Consider the following 23,517-nt stretch of genomic DNA (forward strand, 5'->3'; position numbering starts at 1 on the left):
TATGGGACAAAAGACAAATCCAATCGGAAATCGCTTAGGAATTATCAGAGGATGGGAATCTAACTGGTATGGAGGAAACGATTATGGTGATAAACTTGCCGAAGACGATAAGATCAGAAAATACGTTCACGCGCGTTTATCTAAAGCTAGTGTATCTCGTGTAATTATTGAGAGAACTTTAAAACTTGTAACCGTTACTATCACTACTGCTAGACCTGGTATTATTATCGGAAAAGGTGGACAAGAGGTAGACAAGTTAAAAGAAGAGCTTAAGAAAATTACAGGGAAAGAAGTTCAGATTAATATATTTGAAATTAAAAGACCTGAACTTGATGCATTTTTAGTAGGATCTAGCATTGCTCGTCAAATTGAAAACAGAATTTCATACAGACGTGCTATAAAAATGGCTATTGCTGCTACAATGCGAATGAATGCTGAAGGAATTAAAATTCAAATTAGTGGACGTTTAAACGGGGCAGAGATGGCACGTTCAGAACACTACAAAGAAGGACGTATTCCTTTATCTACATTCAGAGCCGATATTGACTATGCTTTAGTTGAGTCTCATACTACTTATGGTAGATTAGGGGTCAAAGTATGGATCATGAAAGGTGAAGTATATGGTAAAAGAGAACTTTCTCCTCTTGTTGGCTTAGCTAAGAAGCAAGGAAAAGGTGGACGCCAAGGTGGAAAGCCACAACAACGTCGTAGAAAGTAATTTTTTAAAGAACAGAAAAAATGTTACAGCCTAAAAGAACAAAATTTAGAAAAATGCAAAAAGGACGTATGAAAGGGAACTCGGGTAGAGGTCACTTACTTTCAAACGGAACTTTTGGAATAAAATCATTGGATTCTAATTTTTTAACATCACGTCAAATAGAAGCAGCTCGTATTGCCGCTACACGTCACATGAAAAGAGAAGGTCAACTTTGGATAAAGATATTTCCAGACAAGCCTATTACAAAAAAGCCTCTTGAAGTACGTATGGGTAAAGGTAAAGGTGCAGTAGAATATTGGGCAGCAGTTGTTAAACCAGGAAGAATCCTTTTTGAAGTTGGAGGAGTGCCTTTAGATGTTGCTAAAGAAGCATTAAGACTTGCAGCTCAAAAATTACCAGTAAAAACTAAGTTTGTAATCGCTAGAGATTACGAAGCATAATTTATTTGATATTATGAAACAATCAGAAATTAAAGAATTATCTGTAGCTGAGTTACAAGAGAAACTTAGTGAAACAAAGAAGAGCTATTCAGATTTAAAAATGGCTCATGCAGTTTCTCCTTTAGAGAACCCAATTCAATTACGTCAAGTAAGACGTTCGGTTGCAAAAATTGCAACAGAATTAACTAAAAGAGATTTACAATAATTCTGCTTACAAGATGGAAAAAAGAAACTTAAGAAAAGAGCGTATCGGGATCGTTACTAGTAACAAGATGCAAAAATCAATAGTGGTTGCTGAAGTTAAAAAAGTAAAACACCCTATGTACGGAAAGTTCGTGTTAAAAACAAAGAAATATGTTGCACACGATGAGACAAACGATTGCAATATCGGAGATACAGTAAAGATCATGGAAACAAGACCTTTAAGTAAATCTAAATGTTGGAGATTAGTTGAAATAATTGAAAGAGCGAAGTAATTATGGTACAGCAAGAATCAAGACTAAGAGTAGCAGATAACACTGGAGCTAAAGAAGTATTAACAATACGAGTTCTAGGTGGTACTAAGAGAAGATACGCTTCTGTAGGTGACAAAATTGTTGTCACTGTTAAAGATGCAACTCCTAATGGAAACATTAAAAAAGGAGCTGTATCTACAGCAGTTGTTGTACGTACAAAGAAAGAAGTTAGACGTCCAGACGGATCTTATATTAGATTTGACGATAATGCTTGTGTACTTTTAAACCCAACGGGTGAAATGAGAGGAACACGTGTATTTGGACCTGTAGCTAGAGAACTTCGTGATAAATCATTCATGAAAATTGTATCATTGGCACCAGAGGTGCTTTAATTGATAAAAAAATGACAAAGCTTAAAATTAAAACAGGAGATACAGTCAAAATTATAGCTGGTGACCATAAAGGTTCTGAAGGTAAAGTACAAAAGGTCTTTATTGAAAAAAACAAAGCTATAGTTGAAGGTGTGAACATGGTTAAGAAACATACTAAACCAAGTGCACAAAGCCCTCAAGGAGGTATCGTAGAAAAAGAGGCGCCAATCAATATCTCTAACTTATCATTGTTAACTTCGAAGGGAGAAGCAACTAGAATAGGTTACAGAGTTGAAGGTGATAAAAAAGTCAGATTTTCTAAAAAATCTAATGAAGTAATATAGTTATGGGATATTCACCGAGACTAAAAGAAGAGTATAAAAGCAAAGTAATTGCTGCTCTTACAGAAGAATTTGGATACAGTAATGTAATGCAAGTTCCAAAACTAGAAAAGATAGTATTATCTAGAGGAGTTGGAGCTGCAGTTGCAGATAAAAAGCTTGTAGATCACGCAGTAGATGAGTTTACTACGATTACTGGTCAAAAAGCAGTTGCTACTATATCTAAAAAAGATGTTGCATCTTTCAAATTACGTAAAGGAATGCCAATTGGTGCGAAAGTTACGTTAAGAGGAGAAAGAATGTATGAGTTTTTAGACCGTTTAATAACTTCAGCACTTCCACGTGTTAGAGATTTTAACGGAATTAAAGCTACAGGATTTGATGGTAGAGGTAACTATAACTTAGGAGTTACTGAGCAAATTATCTTTCCAGAAATAAATATCGATAAAGTTAATAAAATTGACGGAATGGATATTACATTTGTAACATCTGCTCCAACTGATAAGGAAGCAAAATCATTATTAACTGAATTAGGTTTACCTTTTCAAAAAAATTAAGATATGGCTAAAGAATCAATGAAGGCCCGTGAGGTCAAAAGATCAAAAACTGTAGCTAAATATGCTGAAAAACGTAAGGCTTTGAAAGAAGCTGGAGATTATGAAGCTTTACAAAGATTACCAAAGAATGCATCACCAGTACGTCAACATAATAGATGTAAATTAACTGGTAGACCAAAAGGTTATATGCGTACATTTGGTGTGTCTCGTGTAATGTTTAGAGAGATGGCTAACCAAGGGTTAATCCCGGGTGTTAGAAAAGCAAGTTGGTAAAATTATAAATGGTCTAAGGTTCGGAATAGTCCGAAAACCCAGTCCGCAAATCAATACATATGTATACAGATCCAATTGCAGATTACTTGACTAGAATTAGAAACGCAGTGCGTGCTAATCATAGAGTTGTAGAAATTCCTGCATCAAATTTAAAAAAGGACATGACTAAAATATTATTCGATCAAGGATATATTTTAAGTTATAAGTTCGATGATAGTACCGTTCAAGGTACTATCAAAATCGCCTTAAAGTATAATAAGGAAACAAAAGAACCAGTAATTAGAAAATTACAAAGAATCAGTAAGCCTGGTTTGAGAAAATATTCTGGTTCTACTGAATTACCACGTATTCTTAATGGATTAGGTATTGCTATCGTTTCAACTTCTCATGGAGTTATGACAGGTAAGCAAGCGCAAAGAGAAAACGTAGGTGGTGAAGTTTTATGTTATGTTTACTAATCTAAAATCCAGAAGAAAATGTCAAGAATAGGAAATAATCCAGTTGCCATTCCAGAAGGAGTAACGGTAACAGTAGACAATAACACAATAACAGTTAAAGGTAAATTAGGAGAATTAACTCAGAATTTTAATACTGTAGAAGTTAAGGTTGAAGAAGGTAACGTATTGGTTACACGTTCAGCAGAAACTAAAGACCATAAAGCTAAGCACGGTTTATATCGTTCATTAGTTAACAACATGATTGAAGGTGTATCTAAAGGATGGACTAAAGAATTAGAATTAGTAGGTGTAGGTTATAGAGCTTCAAATCAAGGTAATATCCTTGAATTAGCTTTAGGTTTTTCTCACAATATAGTTTTAAGTGTAGCTCCAGAAGTGAAGGTGGAAACAGTTTCTGATAAAGGTAAAAATCCTAAAATAGTTTTAACATCATTTGACAAACAGTTAGTTGGTCAAGTTGCTGCTAAGATTAGAGGATTTAGACCACCAGAGCCTTATAAAGGTAAAGGTATCAAGTTTGTTGGAGAAATATTAAGAAGAAAAGCAGGTAAATCAGCATAATAGTTATGGCGTTAACAAAAAACGAAAGACGATTAAGAATTAAAAACAGAATCCGTAAGGTTGTTTCTGGTACAGAAGCAAGACCAAGATTAGCTGTTTTTAGAAGTAATAAAGAAATTTATGCTCAAATTGTAGATGACGTTAATGGTAAAACATTAGTCGCTTCATCTTCTAGAGATAAAGATATTGTTGCAAAAGGAAATAAGGTAGAAGTAGCTACATTAGTAGGTAAGTCTATCGCAGAAAAAGCCTTAAAGGCTGGTGTTGCAACTATCGCTTTTGATAGAGGTGGTTATTTATATCATGGTAGAATCAAATCATTAGCTGAAGGAGCTAGAGAAGGCGGACTTAAATTCTAAGAAATTATGTTTAAAAAATATAGAAGCGCAGAGCTAGTAAAACCAAGTGGATTAGATCTTAAAGATCGTTTAGTTGGTGTACAGAGAGTTACTAAGGTAACAAAAGGGGGTAGAGCATTCGGTTTCTCGGCAATTGTAGTGGTTGGAGATGAAGCTGGTGTTGTAGGACATGGTTTAGGAAAGTCAAAGGATGTTGCTAGTGCAATTGCAAAAGCAATAGAGGATGCTAAGAAAAACTTAGTTCGTATCCCTATCATGAAAGGAACTTTACCTCATGAACAAAAAGGTAAATTTGGTGGTGCAAGAGTAAATGTTATACCTGCAGCTCCTGGAACAGGAGTTATTGCTGGTGGAGCTGTGAGAACAGTTTTAGAGGCAGTAGGTGTACATGATGTATTATCTAAATCTCAAGGTTCATCAAACCCTCATAATGTTGTAAAAGCAACTTTCGATGCTTTATTACAACTAAGAGACCCAAGAACGATTGCTCGTGAAAGAGGTATCTCTTTAGAAAAAGTTTTTAACGGATAATCATAACAGCAATGTCTAAGATAAAAGTAACAAAAGTTAAAAGCGCAATCAATAGAACACAAAGACAAAAGAGAACTTTATTGGCTCTTGGTCTTAAAAAGATTGGGCAAACTATAGAACACGAGGCTACTCCTAATATCTTAGGAATGGTAGCAAAAGTAAATCACTTAGTTTCTGTAGAGGAAACTAAATAATAATACTGAAAATGGATTTAAGTAATTTAAAACCTGCAGAAGGTTCAGTTAAAAATCAAGGAAAAAGAATAGGTAGAGGTCAAGGTTCTGGTAAAGGTGGTACTGCAACACGTGGTCACAAAGGAGCTAAATCTAGATCTGGTTATTCTAAGAAGGTAGGTTTCGAAGGAGGGCAAATGCCACTTCAACGTAGAGTCCCTAAGTTTGGTTTTACTAACATTAATCGTATAGAGCATCAAGGTGTAAACTTAGATGTTATTCAACAATTAGTTGACGATAAGAAAATTAAAGATACTTTAGATTTTGATACCTTAGTAGGTCTTGGTTTAGCTGGTAAAAACGAGCTAGTTAAGATTTTAGGAAGAGGAGAATTAAAAGCTAAATTAAGTATCACAGCTCATAAATTTACTGCTACTGCAAAAGCTGCTATTGAAGCTGCAGGAGGAGAAGCTGTAACTTTATAAGAATAATTGAACGGATGAAATTTATAGAGACATTAAAGAATGTTTGGAAAATTGAAGAGTTAAGAAACAGAATCGTAGTTACACTAGGACTGTTATTAGTTTATCGTTTCGGAGCACAAGTAGTATTACCAGGAATAGACGCTACTCAATTAGAGAGTTTACAAACTGGTACATCTGAGGGTATCTTCGGGATTTTAAATGCGTTTACAGGAGGGGCATTTGCCAATGCTTCTGTATTTGCACTTGGAATTATGCCATACATTTCTGCTTCTATTGTAGTTCAATTAATGGGAATTGCTATTCCTTATTTACAAAAACTACAAAAAGAAGGAGCTAGTGGTCAGAAAAAGATCACTCAGATAACACGTTGGTTAACTATTGCTATTTGTTTAGTACAGGCGCCTGGTTATTTAGCAAGTTTACAACCTATGTTTGGTATTCCAAACTCTGCGTTTTTACTTGGACAAGGTGGTGTGTTTTATTTCTCATCAATAGTTATTCTAGTAACAGGTACTATTTTTGCAATGTGGTTAGGAGAAAAGATTACGGATAAAGGAATTGGTAATGGAATTTCATTATTAATTATGGTTGGTATTATCGCCACTTTACCAAAATCTTTTTTACAAAACGCTGCATCAAGATTGGAAACAGGTAACAACGTTATGATGATTTTATTTGAAATCGTAATTTGGTTTGTTATTATATTGCTTTCAATTTTATTAGTGATGGCTGTACGTAAAATTGCTGTTCAGTACGCTAGACGTTCTGCAACGGGAGGTTATGAAAAAAATGTGTTTGGATCAAGACAGTATATTCCTTTAAAGTTGAATGCTTCTGGTGTAATGCCAATTATATTTGCTCAAGCAATTATGTTTGTTCCTGGGCTTATTGGAGGATCATCTTTATTAAAGGATACTGCGACTGGTTTATGGATGCAGTCAAACTTTTCAGATATCTTCGGATTTTGGTATAATCTAGTATTTGCATTATTAATTGTAATATTTACTTATTTTTACACCGCAATTACAGTTCCTACAAATAAAATGGCAGACGATTTAAAACGAAGCGGAGGATTTATTCCTGGTATTCGTCCTGGATCGGAAACTTCAGAGTATTTGGACAAAATTATGTCTCAAATAACTTTACCTGGTTCTATGTTTCTTGCTTTAATAGCTGTGTTCCCAGCTTTTATTGTTAAGTTATTAAGCGTACAACAAGGTTGGGCCTTATTTTTTGGAGGTACATCTTTATTAATTATGGTTGGAGTTGCAATAGATACTATGCAACAAGTAAATTCTTACTTGTTAAATAGGCATTATGATGGCTTGATGAAAACAGGTAAAAACAGAAAAGCAGTAGCTTAATATTTTTCACTATGGCAAAACAAGCAGCAATAGAACAAGACGGTACGATTATAGAAGCATTATCAAATGCTATGTTTCGTGTCGAATTAGAAAATGGTCATATTGTGACCGCACATATTTCGGGCAAGATGCGTATGCATTACATTAAATTGTTGCCAGGAGATAAAGTGAAATTAGAAATGAGTCCTTATGATTTAACTAAGGCTCGAATAACCTATAGATACTAATACGATGAAAGTAAGAGCATCAGTTAAAAAAAGAAGTGCAGATTGTAAAATCGTACGCAGAAAAGGTAGACTTTACGTCATTAACAAAAAGAATCCTAGATTCAAACAAAGACAAGGGTAATTATGGCAAGAATCGCAGGTGTAGACATACCAAAGCAGAAAAGAGGAATAATCTCTTTAACTTATATCTACGGAGTAGGTAGAAGTAGATCTCAAGAAATTTTAGCGTCAGCTAAAGTAGACGAAAACATCAAAGTACAGGATTGGACAGATGATCAAATCGGAGCAATTCGTGATGCTGTTGGAACTTTTACTATTGAAGGTGAATTACGTTCTGAAACTCAATTAAACATTAAACGTTTAATGGATATTGGGTGTTACAGAGGAATACGTCATAGAGCTGGTTTACCTTTAAGAGGTCAACGTACTAAAAACAACTCTAGAACTAGAAAAGGTAGAAGAAAAACAGTTGCTAACAAGAAAAAAGCAACTAAATAATAAGTAGTATGGCAAAGACAAACGCTAAAAGCACAAAAAAACGTAAAGTTATTATTGACGCTGTTGGAGAAGCTCACATTACTGCTTCATTTAACAACATCATTATTTCACTTACCAATAAAAAAGGGGACGTTATTTCATGGTCTTCTGCAGGTAAAATGGGATTTAGAGGATCTAAGAAAAACACACCTTATGCAGCTCAGTTAGCAGCAGAAGATGCTTCTGGAGTAGCTAAAGAAGCTGGTTTAAAGAAGGTTAAAGTGTATGTGAAAGGTCCTGGGAATGGTAGAGAATCTGCTATTCGCTCAATTCACAATGCAGGAATAGAAGTAACAGAAATTATTGATGTTACTCCTTTACCACATAACGGGTGTCGTCCACCTAAAAGAAGAAGAGTTTAATTACTTTTTTCAAATAAAGCAAATCAAAAAAAATTAATATCGTCTGTTATACAGATGGTATTAATTTTTTGTATAAATTTGCAAACTGAAATTATTAACAAGTATCAACAAAGAGATTAACGATTGTCGAAGGATAAGATTAAGACCTTAATTCACAATCACTCTTAAATCAATTAAAGAAATGGCAAGATATACTGGTCCTAAAACTAAAATAGCTCGTAAGTTTGGTGAAGCTATCTTCGGAGATGACAAATCTTTCGAAAAAAGAAATTACCCTCCTGGGCAACACGGAAACGCAAGAAGACGTGGAAAAAAATCTGAATATGCAATCCAATTAATGGAAAAGCAGAAAGCTAAATATACTTACGGTATATTAGAGCGTCAATTTAGAAACATGTTTAAAAAAGCAACTGCCTCTCCTGGAATTACAGGTGAAGTTTTATTACAATTATGTGAGTCTAGATTAGACAACGTTGTATTTAGAATGGGAGTGTCTCCATCAAGAAGTGGTGCTAGACAATTAGTATCTCACAGACATATTACGGTTAATGGTGGTTTAGTAAACGTACCATCTTACCAATTAAAAGCTGGAGATGTTGTTGCAGTAAGAGAAAAATCAAAGTCACTTGAAGCAATTGCTAGTTCTTTAGCAAATTCAAGTAATGTATATGAGTGGATCACTTGGAATAGCGAGAAAAAAGAAGGAACTTATGTTTCTGTTCCTGCTAGAATCCAGATCCCAGAAAACATCAATGAGCAATTCATCGTAGAATTATACTCTAAATAATAAATAATCATATTGGTATTTAGCCAAAGGATTTATTAGTGATCTTCAAGCTTTTAAATCGCGCAACTAAATAACAATTAAAACGAAGAACAATATGGCAGTATTTAATTTTCAAAAGCCTGATAAGGTAATCATGATTGATTCTACTGATTTCGAAGGTAAATTCGAATTCAGACCTCTAGAACCTGGTTACGGTTTAACAGTAGGAAATGCTTTAAGAAGAGTTTTATTATCTTCTTTAGAAGGATTTGCAATTACATCTGTTAGAATTGAGGGTGTAGATCATGAGTTTTCAGCAATCGCAGGGGTTGTTGAAGATGTAACAGAAATTATTTTGAACTTAAAACAAGTGCGTTTTAAGCGTCAGATAGAAGATGTAGACAATGAGTCTATCTCTATCTCAATTTCTGGACAGGATAAAATAGTTGCTGGAGATTTTCAGAAGTTTATTTCAGGTTTTCAAGTATTAAATACAGACCAAGTGATCTGTAATCTTGATTCTAAAGTAAGCATCAATATGGAAATTACGATTGAAAAAGGAAGAGGTTATGTTCCTGCTGAAGAAAATAAGAAAGCTTCTGCACCAATTGGAACAATCTTTACTGATTCAATTTACACGCCAATAAAAAATGTTAAATATAGCATTGAAAATTATCGTGTTGAGCAAAAAACGGATTATGAGAAATTAGTGTTTGAAATTCAAACAGATGGATCTATTAGTCCTCAAGATGCTTTAACGGAAGGCGCAAAAACTTTAATCCACCACTTTATGTTATTCTCTGATGAGCGTATCACATTGGAAGCGGATGAAATTGCTCAAACTGAAACTTATGATGAAGAATCACTTCACATGAGACAGTTACTTAAAACAAAATTAGTGGATATGGACTTATCTGTTCGTGCACTTAATTGTTTAAAGGCTGCAGAAGTTGATACTTTAGGAGACTTAGTATCATTTAATAAAAACGATTTAATGAAGTTCCGTAACTTCGGTAAGAAATCTTTAACTGAGCTAGAAGAACTAGTAAATGTAAAAGGTCTTAATTTCGGGATGGACTTATCAAAATATAAACTAGATAAAGACTAATACATCATATTTTGCTCCTCTTAAGAGTTGTAGCAAGATGGTGATTAAACAAAAAATGTCATGAGACACGGAAAAAAAGTAAACCACTTAGGTAGACAAACAGCTCACAGAAAATCAATGTTAGCAAATATGGCTTGTTCTTTAATAGAGCACAAGCGTATTAACACTACTGTAGCAAAAGCAAAAGCTTTAAAAGGATTTATTGAGCCAATGATTACTAAGTCTAAAAGCGATACGACACATAACAGACGTATTGTATTTTCAAGACTTCGTCAAAAAGAAGCTGTAACTGAATTATTTAGAGATGTTGCTGCTAAAATTGGAGACCGTCCAGGTGGATATACAAGAATTATCAAGTTAGGTAACCGTTTAGGGGATAACGCTGATATGGCTATGATCGAATTAGTAGATTACAATGAAATCTACAATGCAGATAATAAAGCTAAGAAAACGACTCGTAGAAGTAGAAGAGGAGGTAGTACTAAAACAGTAACACCACCAGTAGCATCTAACGAAGAAGAATAAGAAATGTTAATAAGCATTTAATATAAAAAGGATAATCTATTTTAGATTATCCTTTTTTTTATGCAATTTTGCTAAACTTTTTTAAAGACTATGAAGTATCAAAAATTAAAAAAAGCCTTAATCTTATTAGAGGACGGTACCATTTTTCATGGTAAAGCTGTAGGTAAAGAAGGATCTGCATTTGGTGAAGTTTGTTTCAATACTGGAATGACTGGTTATCAAGAGATTTTTACGGACCCTTCTTATTACGGACAACTTATGGTAACTACCAATGCACATATTGGTAATTATGGAGTTAATGATAATGAAGTGGAATCGGATGCTATTAAAATCGCTGGTTTAATATGTAAAAACTTTAGTTATGATTTTTCTAGAGTAGATTCAAATGGCTCATTAGAAGATTTTTTAAATAAAAATAATCTTTTGGCTATCTCTGATGTGGATACACGTGCATTAGTAAGTTATATTAGAGATAATGGCGCTATGAATGCTGTAATATCTACTGAAATTGAAGATATAGATAAGCTTAAAGCACAGTTAGCTGAAACGCCTACGATGAATGGTTTAGAATTAGCTTCTAAAGTATCTACTAAAGAACCTTATTTTGTTGGTGATGAAAATGCAGCTATTAAAATAGCAGCATTAGATATTGGTATTAAAAAGAATATTTTAAGAAATTTTGTAAAGCGTGAGGCTTACGTTAAAGTGTTTCCATATAATTCTTCTTTTGAAGAATTAAGTGCTTGGAATCCTGATGGCTATTTTCTGTCTAATGGACCAGGAGACCCAGAGCCTTTAGTAGAAGCTCAGGCATTGGCAAAAGAGATTATTAGTAGAGATTTACCGTTATTTGGAATTTGTTTGGGACATCAAGTGATTGCGTTGGCTAATGGTATTTCTACGTATAAAATGCATAATGGTCACAGAGGGATAAACCATCCCGTTAAAAATTTAATAACTGGTAAAGGAGAAATAACATCTCAGAACCATGGTTTTGCTGTTAATAGAGAGGAAGCAGAAGCGCATCCAGATTTAGAAATCACACATCTACATTTAAATGATGATACCGTTGCTGGTTTGAAAATGAAATCTAAAAATGTGTTTTCAGTACAATACCATCCGGAAGCAAGTCCTGGACCACATGACTCGTCTTACTTATTTGACCAATTTATAAGTAATATAAAAAATAAATAATAGTAAAAAGGCAACGATTTTAAACTTTCGTTGCCTTTTATATTTTACTAAAACGTTATAGCTAGTTTTTTTTGTATTTCTTCAATAAAACCTATATATAGCTGAGAATTAAACGTTAAATTTGAATCTAATAAACTAAAATCACATATATATGAGTATTATAATCAACGTTCACGCGAGACAAATTTTTGATTCTAGAGGTAATCCAACGGTTGAAGTAGATGTAGAAACAGAAAATGGTTTTTTTGGTAGAGCAGCTGTACCATCAGGAGCTTCAACAGGAGAACATGAAGCTGTTGAGTTACGTGACGGTGGCGATAAGTATATGGGTAAAGGAGTAACTAAAGCTGTAGATAACGTAAATTCTATTTTAGCGGAAGAGCTTTTAGGCGTTAATGTTTTCGAACAAAATTATATCGACACTTTAATGTGCGAAATAGATGGGACACCTAATAAGTCTAAATTAGGAGCCAATGCTATATTAGGTGTGTCTTTAGCGGTTGCTAAGGCAGCTGCTGCAGAATTAGGGATGCCTTTATACAGATATATTGGAGGGGTAAGTGCTAATACACTTCCTGTACCAATGATGAATATTATTAATGGAGGATCACATAGTGATGCACCAATTGCGTTTCAAGAATTTATGGTCATGCCTGTAAAAGCTAAAAACTTTACACATGCGTTACAAATGGGAACTGAAATTTTTCATAACCTAAAAAAGGTGTTACATGACAGAGGTTTAAGTACAGCTGTAGGAGATGAAGGTGGTTTTGCACCAAACCTTGAAGGTGGTACTGAAGATGCTTTAGAAACGATTGCATTAGCAGTTAAAAATGCGGGCTATACTTTAGGGGATGATGTGATGATTGCATTAGATTGTGCTGCTGCAGAATTTTTTGTAGATGGAAAATACGATTATTCTAAATTTGAAGGACCAACGGGGAAAATAAGATCTAGTAAAGAGCAAGCTGATTATTTAGCAGAGTTATCAAGAAACTATCCTATTATTTCTATCGAGGACGGTATGGATGAAAACGATTGGGAAGGTTGGAAATATTTGACAGAACAGGTTGGAGATAAAGTACAATTAGTTGGTGACGATTTATTTGTAACTAATGTCGAGCGTTTATCTAAAGGTATTTCAGAAGATATTGCGAATTCAATTTTGATTAAAGTTAATCAAATAGGTACTTTAACAGAAACTATTGCAGCTGTTAATATGGCTCATAATGCGGGTTATACATCTGTTATGTCTCATAGATCGGGAGAAACAGAAGATAATACTATTGCAGATTTAGCAGTCGCTTTAAATTGTGGACAAATTAAGACAGGTTCTGCTTCTCGTAGTGATCGTATGGCTAAATACAATCAATTACTGCGTATTGAAGAAGAATTAGGACAAGTGGCTTATTATCCAGGAGAAAAGGCCTTTAAAATAAAGAAATAAAATTTATATTAATTATAGATTATCAACCTTTCAATGTAAATTGAAAGGTTTTTTTGTGTAAAAAAGACATTAATAGGTTTAAGCTATAGTTAAATTGTTAAAACCATTATAAATACACTTTCTAAATCGTTATAGTTTTTGTAAATTTACAATCCAAATTAACTTACAATAAATCAAGATATATGTCAGATAAAGCAACGATTGAAATTAATGGAGAAAAGCACGAGTTTCCTTTAATTGTTGGTACAGAAAACGAAATAGGAATAGATATCAAAACGCTTAGAGCTGTAACGGGTGGAGTAACAACTATAGATCCAGGGTTTAAAAATACCGGGTCTTGCGAAAGTGCTATCACTTTTTTAGATGGTGAAAAAGGTATTTTAAGATACAGAGGGTATTCTATTGAAGAATTAGCCGAAAAAGCTGATTTCCTTGAAGTGGCATTTTTATTGATTTTTGGTGAGTTACCAACTAAAGCGCAATTACATAAATTTGAAGAAGACATCAAAGAGCAATCTGTAGTCGATGATGATGTAAAGAAAATAATTGATGCGTTTCCTAAGGCTGCACACCCAATGGGAGTGTTATCGTCTTTAACAAGTGCTTTAACAGCATTTAACCCGTCATCTGTAGATGTAGATTCTGAAGAAGATGTTTACAATACAGTATGTAAAATAATGGGTAAATTTCCTGTGTTAGTGGCTTGGACTATGCGTAAGCAAAAAGGATTACCATTGGATTATGGAGATGATTCTTTAGGTTATGTAGAAAACATCCTTCAAATGATGTTTAAAAAGCCTAACCAAGACTACGTTCAAAATCCAATTTTAGTTAATGCTTTAGATAAATTATTAATCTTACATGCAGATCATGAGCAAAATTGTTCTACATCTACAGTAAGAATTGTAGGATCATCTCATGCTGGTTTATTCGCGTCATTATCTTCAGGTATTTCTGCACTTTGGGGACCATTACATGGTGGAGCAAACCAAGCGGTTTTAGAAATGTTAGAGGGTATTAAAGAAGATGGTGGAGACACTAAAAAATACATGGCTAAAGCTAAGGACAAACAAGATCCTTTCCGTTTAATGGGCTTTGGACACAGAGTGTATAAAAACTTTGATCCAAGAGCAAAAATCATTAAAAAAGCAGCTGACGAGGTATTAGCTGATTTAGGAATTGATGATCCAGTATTAGACATTGCAAAAGGTTTAGCAGAAGAAGCATTAAGTGATCCTTATTTTGTAGATCGCAAATTATATCCTAACGTAGATTTCTATTCAGGTATTATTTATAGAGGTATGGGGATCCCAACAGAAATGTTTACGGTAATGTTCGCTTTAGGACGTTTACCAGGTTGGATTGCACAATGGAAAGAAATGCGTAACCGCAAAGAGCCAATAGGACGTCCAAGACAAATCTATATCGGAGAAAATCTTAGACCTTTTAAAACGGTTTCTGAAAGATAAAAATTAAATACTATTATAATAAAAAGCTTCATAAATCATTATGGAGCTTTTTTATATCTTTATTTTATGTTAACACTAAATGTAAAAAACGAAACGTCCAGATTACGCGCAGTTGTTTTAGGAACAGCAGTAAGTAACGGACCAACGCCTAAATTAGAGGAAGCTTACGATCCTAAATCTTCATTACATATCAAAGCAGGTACTTATCCTGTAGAGTCGGATATGGTTAAAGAAATGGAAGCAGTCGCTGCTATTTTTAAAAAGTACGATGTTAAAGTCTACAGACCAGAATTAATACAAGACTGTAATCAGATTTTTGCTCGTGATATTGCCTTTGTTATAGATGATGTTTTTGTAAAAGCAAATATCCTTCCAGAACGAGAGAACGAGCTAGAAGCTATTCAATACATCATTGATCAAATAGATCCTAAAAAGGTGATTCGTCCACCAGAAGAGGTGCATATTGAAGGGGGAGATGTTATGCTTTGTAACGATTATATTTTTATCGGAACCTATAGAGGTGACGATTATTCGGATTACATTGTGGCTAGAACAAATAAGGCGGGCGTCGATTTTATTACGAAACAATTTCCGGATAAAAAGGTTAAAAGTTTTGATCTTAATAAATCGCAAACTAACGCACATGATAATGCCTTGCATTTAGATTGTTGTTTTCAACCTATAGGAACCAATAAAGCTATTTTGCATAAAGAAGGTTTTAGAGATGACACTGAATTTGAATGGTTATTAGAGTACTTCGGAAAAGAGAATTGTTTTATAATATCTAAGGACGAAATGTTTAATATGAATAGTAACATCTTTAGTATTTCTGAAAATGTTATTATTTCCGAAAAAAACTTTACGCGTTTAAACACATGGTTAAGAGACAATGGGTTTACTGTTGAAGAAGTACCATATGCAGAGATTTCTAAACAAGAAGGATTATTACGTTGTAGCACGATGCCTTTACTACGGGATTAATTACTTTAAAATAGATATGTAAAAGGCCTCTTTAAGTATTAAAGAGGCCTTTTTGTGTAACAATAACAGAGCATTGATTTACTAAATTTCCCTGCTTTAATTTGGATGGATTTTCTGCTACTTTTAGGCTAATGACAGAGGGTCTACCGTATTTGTGTTATTTAGATAACATAATTACGTGTGTTTTTTTGTTATGACCATTGAGTCGTATTAGAGTTTTATTGTCTTTAAATGGTTTTTTGAGTGTAGTAGTGCTTTTGTATTGAGGGTTTTATAAAAACAATAATGCTAGACTGCTATTTTTTTTAATGTTACGATATATAGTGCCCATTTACTATAATGAAGTTTTTCGTATCAGTTGGTAAACTGAATGCCCAAGTTTTAGTCAGTAATCCGCTTCTAAAAAAAATACGTAGTTCTACGTATTGTAAGACAACTTTATAAATTGTAGCTTAGCTTTTTAAAACCGAAATCAGGAACAAAAAGTGCGGATATCCCGTAATATTTAGGGGATATCCGCAACAAAAGTTTCCATATAACGAGTTAGGCACAATATGAACCAACCTATGAAGAAATCGATATTATTTATTTTTCTTGTTCAATCTGTTTTCCTTTTTCAATGTAAAAAGCCGATTGAAAAATATTTCGATAAGACAATTAAAGTTGATTCCCTAAATGTTCCATTAGATAAAAACCAATTTTACTTTCCAAAGGAAATGTTTCCTTATATAGATTCTATTCAATACATACCACAAAAAGATTCAAGCTATATAGCAAAAAGAATTTACTCAAAAGACAAATACGATGATTCAGTGATGGAATGGTTTTCTGAATATTTATTCGGAATGAGAGAACCATTATTATTTAATCGAAAAGTTGATAATGAAATATTTCGCTTTACTTGGTTAAGGTCTTTCCACGAACCTGTTGTAATCAGAATTTCAGAAACGAAACAAAAGTATAATTTGAATTGGAAAACACTCAAATTAGATGAAAATCATAAACCGATTGAAATAATAATTAACGAAAGCAAAAACATCACTAAAAAGGAATGGGAAAATTTCAATGAATTAGTTAAAAAAGCTGATTTTTGGAATATGGAATTAGGTCGATATTCAATGGGTACTGATGGCTCTGAATGGATTTTAGAAGGAGTGAATTCCGAAAATTATAGAGCTGTAAGTGTTTTTTACCCAGAAAAAGGCGATTTTTACAATGCTTGTGATTATCTGATTTCTTTAACGAATTTGAAAATATCGGAAAAGGATAAATATTAAAAATACTGTGCCTAACACCGTATAAAAATAATTGCGGCTTAGTGCTTAATCAAAGGTCGTTGCGTGTTTGTAACGTCTGATTTTCCTTCGGAAAATCCTCGCATACAAACCCGCAACTATTCTTATACATAAACGTTGTACACCATTTACGAAAACCATTGAGAAAACTGAAATACATATTGATAATTATATTTTTTGCCTTGACAAATATTGTGTTTAGTCAAGTTAGCGGAACAATATTAATGGATTCATTATCATTGCCTGGAGCTGAAATTAAATTTAAAGAGTCTGACAAAGGAGTAATGGCAGACTTTGACGGGAATTTTATTTTGCCTTTAGAATCTGAAATTAAAAACAACAGTTTGATTATCTCTTACGCTGGATTATCCATAGAAATTAAAAATATTGAATTCAGTAATGGCAAATTGAATATTGGAGAATTTGAAATACCGTATTTTAAAGATATTTCAATCACGGAATTTGAGCTACTTTCAGAATCGGAAAAAGAAAACTGTCTGCCAACTTATTGTTGGGGACAATTATTAGGATACTTTTCAACCAACAAACTTGAAAAAGAATATCTGACTCTAAATTGTAAAGAAAAAATCACGGAATTTGAATTTAATCCGACAACTAAAACTATTACTGTTAATTGGAATAAAATAAAAGAATGTGAATAAAAAACGGTGTACAACACCGTATAAAAATAATTGCGGTTTAGTGCTTAATCAAAGGTCGTTGCGTGTTTGTAACGTCTGAATTTCCTTCGGAAATTCTTCGCATACAAACCCGCAACTATTCTTATACATAAACGTTGTCTGTAATTTTGACCCGTCCTGAAATAAGGCTACATAATTTTAAACATTATGTATAGAAATGACAAAGTAATTAGACGTTACAGCGAACCTTTTAAGTTAAAAATTTTAGCCGAACTTACAATCGGAAAACACACAAAGAGTGAACTTTGTAAACTCTACTCTATTGCACCTACAACTGTGAACGTGTGGATTAAAAAGTACAATCGTAAAGACTTAATGAACACCAGAGTAAAAGTGGAAACAAAAGACGAAATATCTAGAATTAAAGCACTTCAAAAAGAAATTGAACAGCTTAAAAAGTTACTACTTAAAAAGGATCTCGATGCTATGGTAGAAGAATCCTATCTAGAAGTAGCTGCTGAAGATTTAGGTTATAAATCTATTGCTGAACTAAAAAAAAAGTTAAGTATAAAGCCTTAATAAAAGCCAAAGAGAAATCTAAGGGATTTGCTTCTTTGACAACTATAACCCATTGTTTTGGACTTAAACGCAATGCTTATTACAAGCATAAAAACAGAGCTGATAAGCGTTTAAACCTAGAACTACAGATTATTAATATCGTTAGAAAAAGACGCAAATCCCTTCCTAGAGAAGGCGTGAGAAAACTTGTAAAATCATTAAAGGCCGATTTTAATAAAGCCAAGATTAAAGTTGGTAGAGATACTTTATTTAATGTGCTTAGAAAACATCAAATGCTGACACTTAGAAGGAAAACCAGTGCTAGAACTACAAACTCTTATCATCGTTTTTACAAATATAATAACATCATTAAAGACTTAGAAGTTACTAGAGCTAACCAAGTTTGGGTATCTGATATCACATACATTAGAACCATAAAGGGCTTTTGCTACCTGGCTTTAATAACAGATATGCATTCAAGGAAAATAGTTGGTTATGATATTAGTGATAGCTTGGAACTCAAAGGATGTGTGAGAGCGCTTAATAAGGCCATTTATCAAGCTAAAAATATCAAAGAATTAATACATCATTCAGACAGAGGAATACAGTATTGTAGCAATGTTTATACACAAATACTCAAAAGAAAAAAAATAGATATTAGTATGACAGAAGAAAATCATTGTTACGAAAACGCAATGGCAGAACGCGTAAATGGAATTTTAAAAGATGAATTTTATCTCGACCAAACCTTTGATAACGTGAGTCACGCAAAGAGAGCTGCAAAAAATGCAATTAATTTATACAACGAAGTTAGATTACATTTATCTTTAGATTATAAAACACCTAATATGGTATATAAATTATCAGCTTAATTCAATTTTAACCTGTAGCCATATTTCAGGACAAGACATTTAAAAAAAACTCACATTATGAAAAATAACATATTAATTATATTCCTTTCACTTACAATAGTTTGTTGCAAGGAAAATAACACAAACACATCAACAAAGAAATCAAAAACCGAAATTATAGACAATAAAAAAAGTTACAAAGGAACAGGAAGTATAACCCAAGGTTTGGCAAAGACAAAAATAGAAAGCCTATTAAGTTCGAATCCAAAAGGTAGTAGAATTGCTGGTGTTGGAGAAATTAACGATTCTGAGAAAAATATTTGGACAGTTCCCGGAATCAATAATTTCGATAATTCACCAAAAGCATTTGACTTGTATAATGAAAATAGTGGAACTACACCGAGTAATCTATCCGAAGTAGATTTAAATTCTGTTCCAGTCACAGAAATTGATGTTGATGGAGAAATTATTACAGGTTACATTTTTGCTGACAATTATTTTGAATTATACATTAATGGAAAGTTGATTGCAGTAGACCCAGTTCCGTTTACCCGATTTAATTCAAACATTGTGAAATTTAAGGTAAGTAAGCCTTATACCATAGCTTTAAAAGTTATTGATTGGGAAGAAAATTTAGGTTTAGGTTCTGAAAACAATAGAGGTAAAAAATTTCATCCAGGAGATGGCGGTTTTATAGCCAGTTTTAGTGATGGAACGGTCACAAATAATAAATGGAAAGCACAGACATTCTATACAGCTCCAATAAATGATTTAAGTTGTTTAAGTGAAGTTGGAGAGAAAAGACTTTCTTCAAATTGTAGTACGGATGGTGTTGATGATGGAACGAATTTTTATGGTATACATTGGAAAATTCCAGAAAATAGTTTTGGTGTTGATTTTGATGATAGTAAATGGCCAAATGCAACAACTTATACAGAAGAAGTAATAGGGGTTAAAAACAAAAAAGCATATATAAATTTCATAGAAAAATTTAGTGGAACTGGTGCAGAATTTATTTGGTCTACAAATGTTGTTTTGGATAATGAAGTTATTATACGATTTAAAGTGAAATAAAACTACAGCTAACAATGGTAACCGTTGCACAACCCCTTAAAAAAGCATAAAAACAGCTTAAAATCAAAGATTTTAAGCTGTTTTTAATTTTAATACGTCATTTTTTCTCTAAAATGCAAGTGGCTTAAAACATAGTATTCTAAGGCTTATTAGGTGGTTTTTGGTGCTTTTAATAAAAGCAAGTAGTCCCGCTATACTTTCTGGTAAGTTTTTCATATATTTTAAATACTTTTTAAGATTATAGGCTGTTGCGGATAGATGCATACATTTATTAGCTTGTTTAATCCCAAGGGTATTCACTTTTCCCATGCCTAAAAACTGGGTTAGTGTACCAAATACGGGCTCTACCGTGCTTTGTCGTTTTCCTTTCATATAGCTTCCTTTTTTACTATCAACTCGTGCTATATTTCGCATGTATTCTGCGCGGTAATACGTTACAGAAAATGACTTTTCTTGTGCCGTTTTGCTTAAACAAGCGCTTCGTATTGGGCAATCTATACAAAGTTTTTTTGAACCTCTATAGGCCTTCTTTTTGGTGTTGTTCTTCTTTTCGTAAAACACCTTTTTAAAGGGGATAATCTTCCCTTGGGGGCAGGTGTAGTGATCTTCTTTTTCATTATAAATAAATTCATCTGGGCCTCCTTTAAAGGTGCCGTGTGGCGGAATGTAACTGGTAATATCCTGCTTTTCTAAAAAAGCATAATTCTCGCCACTACTGTAACCGGTATCCGCGAGACAGGTGTCTATGGTAAGACCAGATTGCCATAAGCGTCGTTTTACACGCAATACAATATCTGGTAAATGCTGACTGTCTTTGCCATCGGCATGATAGGCCTTGATATCACTTATTACATGATGTGCGGCATCTACCGTGAGCTGACTTGAATAGTTTAGTTTTCTTGCTTTTCCTGGTTTTACACTTATGCGGGCATCGGGATCGGTTGGACTGTAATGCGTTTTATTACTCGTATAACGGGAACCTTTATTTCCTGCTCCAGGACGATGGTTTTGATCTTTTGACCATTTTTTGTTTCGGCTCTTTACTGCTTGTAATTCCTGACGACTTGCTGATAATTCTTGCTGCGATTTTGGGGCTTTATTAACTTTGGCTGATCGAAATGGTACCGCTTTATCTCTATTGCTTATATGTCGTACTGCGCGTAAATGAGCTTCTAAATCTTCTTCTGGCACTTTAAGTTCTAAGCTATCCATCGAAGCGTTTGCTTTTACAGGTGCGGCGTCGATAACTTGGGTATGACCACTTACCATATGCATGTCTACGCACATTTTGAAAACATGAGTAAATAGATTTTCAAAAACTGACTCTGGGTACAGTTGATGTGTTCTACTTAACGTAGAATGCCATGGTAATTCTTCATCGATATCATAGCCAAGAAAATACAGAATATCCAGTCGAAGACTACAATGTAACACCAATTTTCTATCGCTGGTGATATTCTCTAAATAACCAACTAAACAGAATTTGAAAAACACCACGGGATCTAAACTTTTTTGTCCACAGTTTCCGTAATAGATTTTTGTTTGATTCCGTAGAAATTCTAAGTCTAAAATTTCTGATAATCGTCTATAAAAATTGTCTTGGGGAACCCGACGACTCAACTGGAAATTGTTGAATAATTTCTCTTGATATATTTTTGTGCCTTGCATTATTAAATATACGAAATTTCTATATCTTTAACAACACGTTGTGCAACAGGCACAATGTATAAAAAACATAGGGCTTTTGTGTTAACCTCAAAGGTCTGTGTTTATTTACAAAGTCCACTAAATATAAAATTTGGCATTTAACCGAAAAATAAAAGCAAAATATTTATATTTAGCTAAGTGTTAAACCGAGACGATAGTGCTTATCAACTGCCCTACGTTTCTTATATTAAACGTTAGGCACAATTTAAAAAAATGAAGTACACATATTTAACGCTAGTCTTTTTAATTATTATTTTTGGATGTAAACCTTCCGAAAAACTAGTAGAAAAGAAAGACGACAAACAAGACTTAATAAATTTTTTATTTCAAGATTATATAGGAGAAAAACCGAGTGCAAGTTTTATTGTTATAAAGGATGGAAAAATAGAAAAATGTCAAAGTTTCGGATATGAAGATTTAGAAAATAAAATACTTGCTAATTGCGAAACAAATTACAGAATCGCTTCTGTAACAAAACAGTTTACTGCAATGGGAATTTTGATTTTAATAAATCAAGGGAAATTAAATTACGATTCTAAACTGACAGAAATAATACCAGAATTCCCATATTATGGAAAAGAAATCACAATTAAAAACCTAATGACGCACAGGTCTGGTTTACAGTCTTATAATAGATTATATCCAAAAGATTGGGAAAAACAGCTTGTTGATAAAGACGTCCTTAATCTTTTAATGAAACAAGATAGTCTGTTGTTTCCTGCAAACTCTAAATTTAGATATAGTAATTCAGGATATGCTATTTTGTCCATGATTATAGAAAGGGTTTCTGGCAAAACCTATAAAAAATTCATGGATGATGAGATTTTTAAAAAGTTAGGGATGACAAATAGTACTGTGTACTTAAATGATTTAAAAATCAAAAATCGTGCATATGGTTATAATTTGATAAAAAATAAATTTGAAAAGAAAGACCAAACTAAATTTACTGCAGTTCAAGGAGATGGAGGGATTTATTCTTCTGTAAGTGATTATGCTAAATGGGATAAAGCTTTGTATAATGAAACTCTTGTTGATAAAGATTTACTCGATGATGCTTTTTCTAATTGGGACGAAAATGGAAAAACCGATGGAAATGGCTATGGATTTGGTTGGTTTATTGACGAAAAAAACGGTAAAAAATATTTGCTTCACAATGGAAGTACAAGGGGTTTTCTAACTACAACGTTAAGAATTCCCTCTGAAAAAATTACAGTAGCAATTTTTTCAAATTACGGAAATTTAGGAGGTCTAAAAAGAAAGGCTTTATTTTTAGCAAGCCTGTTTTCTGATAGCAAAACACCCATGCCTGCTGAACTGATACTAAAAATGGATATTGAAGATAATGGAATAGATGATTTTGCAACCAAATTTAACCTAATAAAATCTGACAGTAGTAAATACGATATTGTAAATGAGGAATTACTTTATTTAGGCTTTGGTTTTTTTAACAAAGAACCCGAAAAATCAAAAAAGGTGTTTGAACTAATCACAGCTGAATTCCCAAATTATTTTGGAGGTTATTATGGGTTAGGTCAATATTACGCATATAAAACTGAAGACAATAATGAGTTGGCAATAAAAAACTATAAAAAGGTAGTTGAGTTGAATCCATCAAATGAACAACGATTAATTAATCGTTCAAAAAACATGATAAAAAAATTAAGCGAATAAAAACTGTGCCTAACACCG

33 protein-coding genes are annotated in these 23,517 nt (G+C 33.2%); 32 read left to right on the forward strand and 1 reads right to left on the reverse strand.

Annotation, left to right across the window (positions count from 1 at the left end):
* Position 1: 1 nt before the first annotated feature.
* The 31 genes from rpsC to E9099_RS11095 all read left to right on the forward strand — a co-directional run bounded on the left by rpsC (position 2) and on the right by E9099_RS11095 (position 20,121).
* Positions 2 to 718, forward strand: a complete 717-nt coding sequence (gene rpsC, locus E9099_RS10945; protein ID WP_090841273.1) for a 30S ribosomal protein S3 — start codon at positions 2 to 4, stop codon at positions 716 to 718.
* 20 nt (positions 719 to 738) lie between these two features.
* A complete protein-coding gene (rplP, locus tag E9099_RS10950; protein WP_101020244.1) occupies positions 739 to 1,158 on the forward strand; it encodes a 50S ribosomal protein L16 in 420 nt (139 codons plus the stop codon).
* 13 nt (positions 1,159 to 1,171) lie between these two features.
* Positions 1,172 to 1,363 carry a 50S ribosomal protein L29 gene (gene rpmC, locus E9099_RS10955; protein ID WP_090841268.1) on the forward strand — a complete coding sequence of 64 codons (192 nt, stop codon included), beginning with the start codon at positions 1,172 to 1,174 and terminating at the stop codon, positions 1,361 to 1,363.
* Between the two features lie 13 nt (positions 1,364 to 1,376).
* Positions 1,377 to 1,634: a 30S ribosomal protein S17 gene (gene rpsQ / locus E9099_RS10960; protein WP_028283878.1), complete on the forward strand. Its 258-nt coding sequence runs from the start codon at positions 1,377 to 1,379 to the stop codon at positions 1,632 to 1,634.
* 2 nt (positions 1,635 to 1,636) lie between these two features.
* Complete coding sequence (gene rplN / locus E9099_RS10965) at positions 1,637 to 2,005, forward strand: 50S ribosomal protein L14 (RefSeq protein ID WP_101020241.1); 369 nt, start codon at positions 1,637 to 1,639, stop codon at positions 2,003 to 2,005.
* Positions 2,006 to 2,016: 11 nt separating this feature from the next.
* Positions 2,017 to 2,328 (forward strand): 50S ribosomal protein L24, encoded by a 312-nt coding sequence (rplX, locus tag E9099_RS10970; protein WP_101020239.1) that lies wholly within the window; start codon positions 2,017 to 2,019, stop codon positions 2,326 to 2,328.
* A gap of 2 nt (positions 2,329 to 2,330) precedes the next feature.
* Positions 2,331 to 2,882: a 50S ribosomal protein L5 gene (gene rplE / locus E9099_RS10975; protein ID WP_101020237.1), complete on the forward strand. Its 552-nt coding sequence runs from the start codon at positions 2,331 to 2,333 to the stop codon at positions 2,880 to 2,882.
* A gap of 3 nt (positions 2,883 to 2,885) precedes the next feature.
* A complete protein-coding gene (gene rpsN / locus E9099_RS10980) occupies positions 2,886 to 3,155 on the forward strand; it encodes a 30S ribosomal protein S14 (RefSeq protein ID WP_101020234.1) in 270 nt (89 codons plus the stop codon).
* A 59-nt stretch (positions 3,156 to 3,214) separates the two neighbouring features.
* Positions 3,215 to 3,613, forward strand: a complete 399-nt coding sequence (rpsH, locus tag E9099_RS10985) for a 30S ribosomal protein S8 (protein WP_101020232.1) — start codon at positions 3,215 to 3,217, stop codon at positions 3,611 to 3,613.
* 18 nt (positions 3,614 to 3,631) lie between these two features.
* Entirely contained in the window at positions 3,632 to 4,174 is a 543-nt protein-coding gene (rplF, locus tag E9099_RS10990) for a 50S ribosomal protein L6 (protein WP_101020230.1), read from the forward strand.
* Positions 4,175 to 4,179: 5 nt separating this feature from the next.
* Complete coding sequence (gene rplR, locus E9099_RS10995) at positions 4,180 to 4,533, forward strand: 50S ribosomal protein L18 (protein WP_136583656.1); 354 nt, start codon at positions 4,180 to 4,182, stop codon at positions 4,531 to 4,533.
* A 6-nt stretch (positions 4,534 to 4,539) separates the two neighbouring features.
* Complete coding sequence (gene rpsE / locus E9099_RS11000; RefSeq protein WP_101020225.1) at positions 4,540 to 5,064, forward strand: 30S ribosomal protein S5; 525 nt, start codon at positions 4,540 to 4,542, stop codon at positions 5,062 to 5,064.
* 11 nt (positions 5,065 to 5,075) lie between these two features.
* Positions 5,076 to 5,258, forward strand: coding sequence for a 50S ribosomal protein L30 (gene rpmD / locus E9099_RS11005; RefSeq protein WP_028283887.1), 183 nt, complete (start codon positions 5,076 to 5,078; stop codon positions 5,256 to 5,258).
* A gap of 11 nt (positions 5,259 to 5,269) precedes the next feature.
* Positions 5,270 to 5,722: a 50S ribosomal protein L15 gene (gene rplO / locus E9099_RS11010; protein ID WP_090841251.1), complete on the forward strand. Its 453-nt coding sequence runs from the start codon at positions 5,270 to 5,272 to the stop codon at positions 5,720 to 5,722.
* A gap of 14 nt (positions 5,723 to 5,736) precedes the next feature.
* Positions 5,737 to 7,086 (forward strand): preprotein translocase subunit SecY, encoded by a 1,350-nt coding sequence (gene secY / locus E9099_RS11015; protein ID WP_136583657.1) that lies wholly within the window; start codon positions 5,737 to 5,739, stop codon positions 7,084 to 7,086.
* 11 nt (positions 7,087 to 7,097) lie between these two features.
* Entirely contained in the window at positions 7,098 to 7,313 is a 216-nt protein-coding gene (infA, locus tag E9099_RS11020) for a translation initiation factor IF-1 (RefSeq protein ID WP_007094967.1), read from the forward strand.
* A gap of 4 nt (positions 7,314 to 7,317) precedes the next feature.
* Positions 7,318 to 7,434 (forward strand): type B 50S ribosomal protein L36, encoded by a 117-nt coding sequence (gene ykgO / locus E9099_RS11025; RefSeq protein WP_013305171.1) that lies wholly within the window; start codon positions 7,318 to 7,320, stop codon positions 7,432 to 7,434.
* A gap of 2 nt (positions 7,435 to 7,436) precedes the next feature.
* Entirely contained in the window at positions 7,437 to 7,811 is a 375-nt protein-coding gene (rpsM, locus tag E9099_RS11030) for a 30S ribosomal protein S13 (protein ID WP_136583658.1), read from the forward strand.
* 8 nt (positions 7,812 to 7,819) lie between these two features.
* Complete coding sequence (gene rpsK, locus E9099_RS11035) at positions 7,820 to 8,212, forward strand: 30S ribosomal protein S11 (protein WP_090841244.1); 393 nt, start codon at positions 7,820 to 7,822, stop codon at positions 8,210 to 8,212.
* A 181-nt stretch (positions 8,213 to 8,393) separates the two neighbouring features.
* Positions 8,394 to 8,999 carry a 30S ribosomal protein S4 gene (gene rpsD, locus E9099_RS11040; RefSeq protein ID WP_101020219.1) on the forward strand — a complete coding sequence of 202 codons (606 nt, stop codon included), beginning with the start codon at positions 8,394 to 8,396 and terminating at the stop codon, positions 8,997 to 8,999.
* A gap of 94 nt (positions 9,000 to 9,093) precedes the next feature.
* Positions 9,094 to 10,086, forward strand: a complete 993-nt coding sequence (locus tag E9099_RS11045; RefSeq protein WP_101020216.1) for a DNA-directed RNA polymerase subunit alpha — start codon at positions 9,094 to 9,096, stop codon at positions 10,084 to 10,086.
* Between the two features lie 60 nt (positions 10,087 to 10,146).
* On the forward strand, positions 10,147 to 10,611 hold the full coding sequence (gene rplQ / locus E9099_RS11050) for a 50S ribosomal protein L17 (RefSeq protein WP_136583659.1): 465 nt from the start codon (positions 10,147 to 10,149) through the stop codon (positions 10,609 to 10,611).
* A 90-nt stretch (positions 10,612 to 10,701) separates the two neighbouring features.
* On the forward strand, positions 10,702 to 11,805 hold the full coding sequence (carA, locus tag E9099_RS11055) for a glutamine-hydrolyzing carbamoyl-phosphate synthase small subunit (protein WP_136583660.1): 1,104 nt from the start codon (positions 10,702 to 10,704) through the stop codon (positions 11,803 to 11,805).
* Between the two features lie 151 nt (positions 11,806 to 11,956).
* Positions 11,957 to 13,252: a phosphopyruvate hydratase gene (eno, locus tag E9099_RS11060; RefSeq protein WP_101020209.1), complete on the forward strand. Its 1,296-nt coding sequence runs from the start codon at positions 11,957 to 11,959 to the stop codon at positions 13,250 to 13,252.
* Between the two features lie 182 nt (positions 13,253 to 13,434).
* Positions 13,435 to 14,721, forward strand: a complete 1,287-nt coding sequence (locus tag E9099_RS11065) for a citrate synthase (RefSeq protein WP_136583661.1) — start codon at positions 13,435 to 13,437, stop codon at positions 14,719 to 14,721.
* 66 nt (positions 14,722 to 14,787) lie between these two features.
* A complete protein-coding gene (locus E9099_RS11070) occupies positions 14,788 to 15,702 on the forward strand; it encodes a dimethylarginine dimethylaminohydrolase family protein (RefSeq protein ID WP_136583662.1) in 915 nt (304 codons plus the stop codon).
* A gap of 566 nt (positions 15,703 to 16,268) precedes the next feature.
* Positions 16,269 to 16,979 (forward strand): hypothetical protein, encoded by a 711-nt coding sequence (locus E9099_RS11075; protein WP_123766905.1) that lies wholly within the window; start codon positions 16,269 to 16,271, stop codon positions 16,977 to 16,979.
* Positions 16,980 to 17,221: 242 nt separating this feature from the next.
* Positions 17,222 to 17,659 carry a hypothetical protein gene (locus E9099_RS11080; RefSeq protein WP_136583663.1) on the forward strand — a complete coding sequence of 146 codons (438 nt, stop codon included), beginning with the start codon at positions 17,222 to 17,224 and terminating at the stop codon, positions 17,657 to 17,659.
* 186 nt (positions 17,660 to 17,845) lie between these two features.
* Positions 17,846 to 18,217: a transposase gene (locus tag E9099_RS11085; protein ID WP_100945294.1), complete on the forward strand. Its 372-nt coding sequence runs from the start codon at positions 17,846 to 17,848 to the stop codon at positions 18,215 to 18,217.
* Positions 18,218 to 18,252: 35 nt separating this feature from the next.
* Positions 18,253 to 19,068: an IS3 family transposase gene (locus E9099_RS11090; protein WP_240788886.1), complete on the forward strand. Its 816-nt coding sequence runs from the start codon at positions 18,253 to 18,255 to the stop codon at positions 19,066 to 19,068.
* Positions 19,069 to 19,125: 57 nt separating this feature from the next.
* A complete protein-coding gene (locus E9099_RS11095) occupies positions 19,126 to 20,121 on the forward strand; it encodes a hypothetical protein (protein WP_136583664.1) in 996 nt (331 codons plus the stop codon).
* Positions 20,122 to 20,229: 108 nt separating this feature from the next.
* Here E9099_RS11095 and E9099_RS11100 read toward each other — a convergent pair whose 3' ends face one another.
* On the reverse strand, positions 20,230 to 21,789 hold the full coding sequence (locus tag E9099_RS11100) for an IS1182 family transposase (RefSeq protein ID WP_136583665.1): 1,560 nt from the start codon (positions 21,787 to 21,789) through the stop codon (positions 20,230 to 20,232).
* A 252-nt stretch (positions 21,790 to 22,041) separates the two neighbouring features.
* Here E9099_RS11100 and E9099_RS11105 point away from each other — a divergent pair, with 252 nt between their 5' ends.
* The gene (locus tag E9099_RS11105; protein ID WP_136583666.1) at positions 22,042 to 23,499 is read left to right on the forward strand and encodes a serine hydrolase domain-containing protein; all 1,458 of its coding nucleotides are present in this window, start codon (positions 22,042 to 22,044) and stop codon (positions 23,497 to 23,499) included.
* Positions 23,500 to 23,517: the final 18 nt, after the last annotated feature.

It is taken from the genome of Psychroserpens sp. NJDZ02 (assembly GCF_004843725.1).
GTDB lineage: Bacteria > Bacteroidota > Bacteroidia > Flavobacteriales > Flavobacteriaceae > Olleya.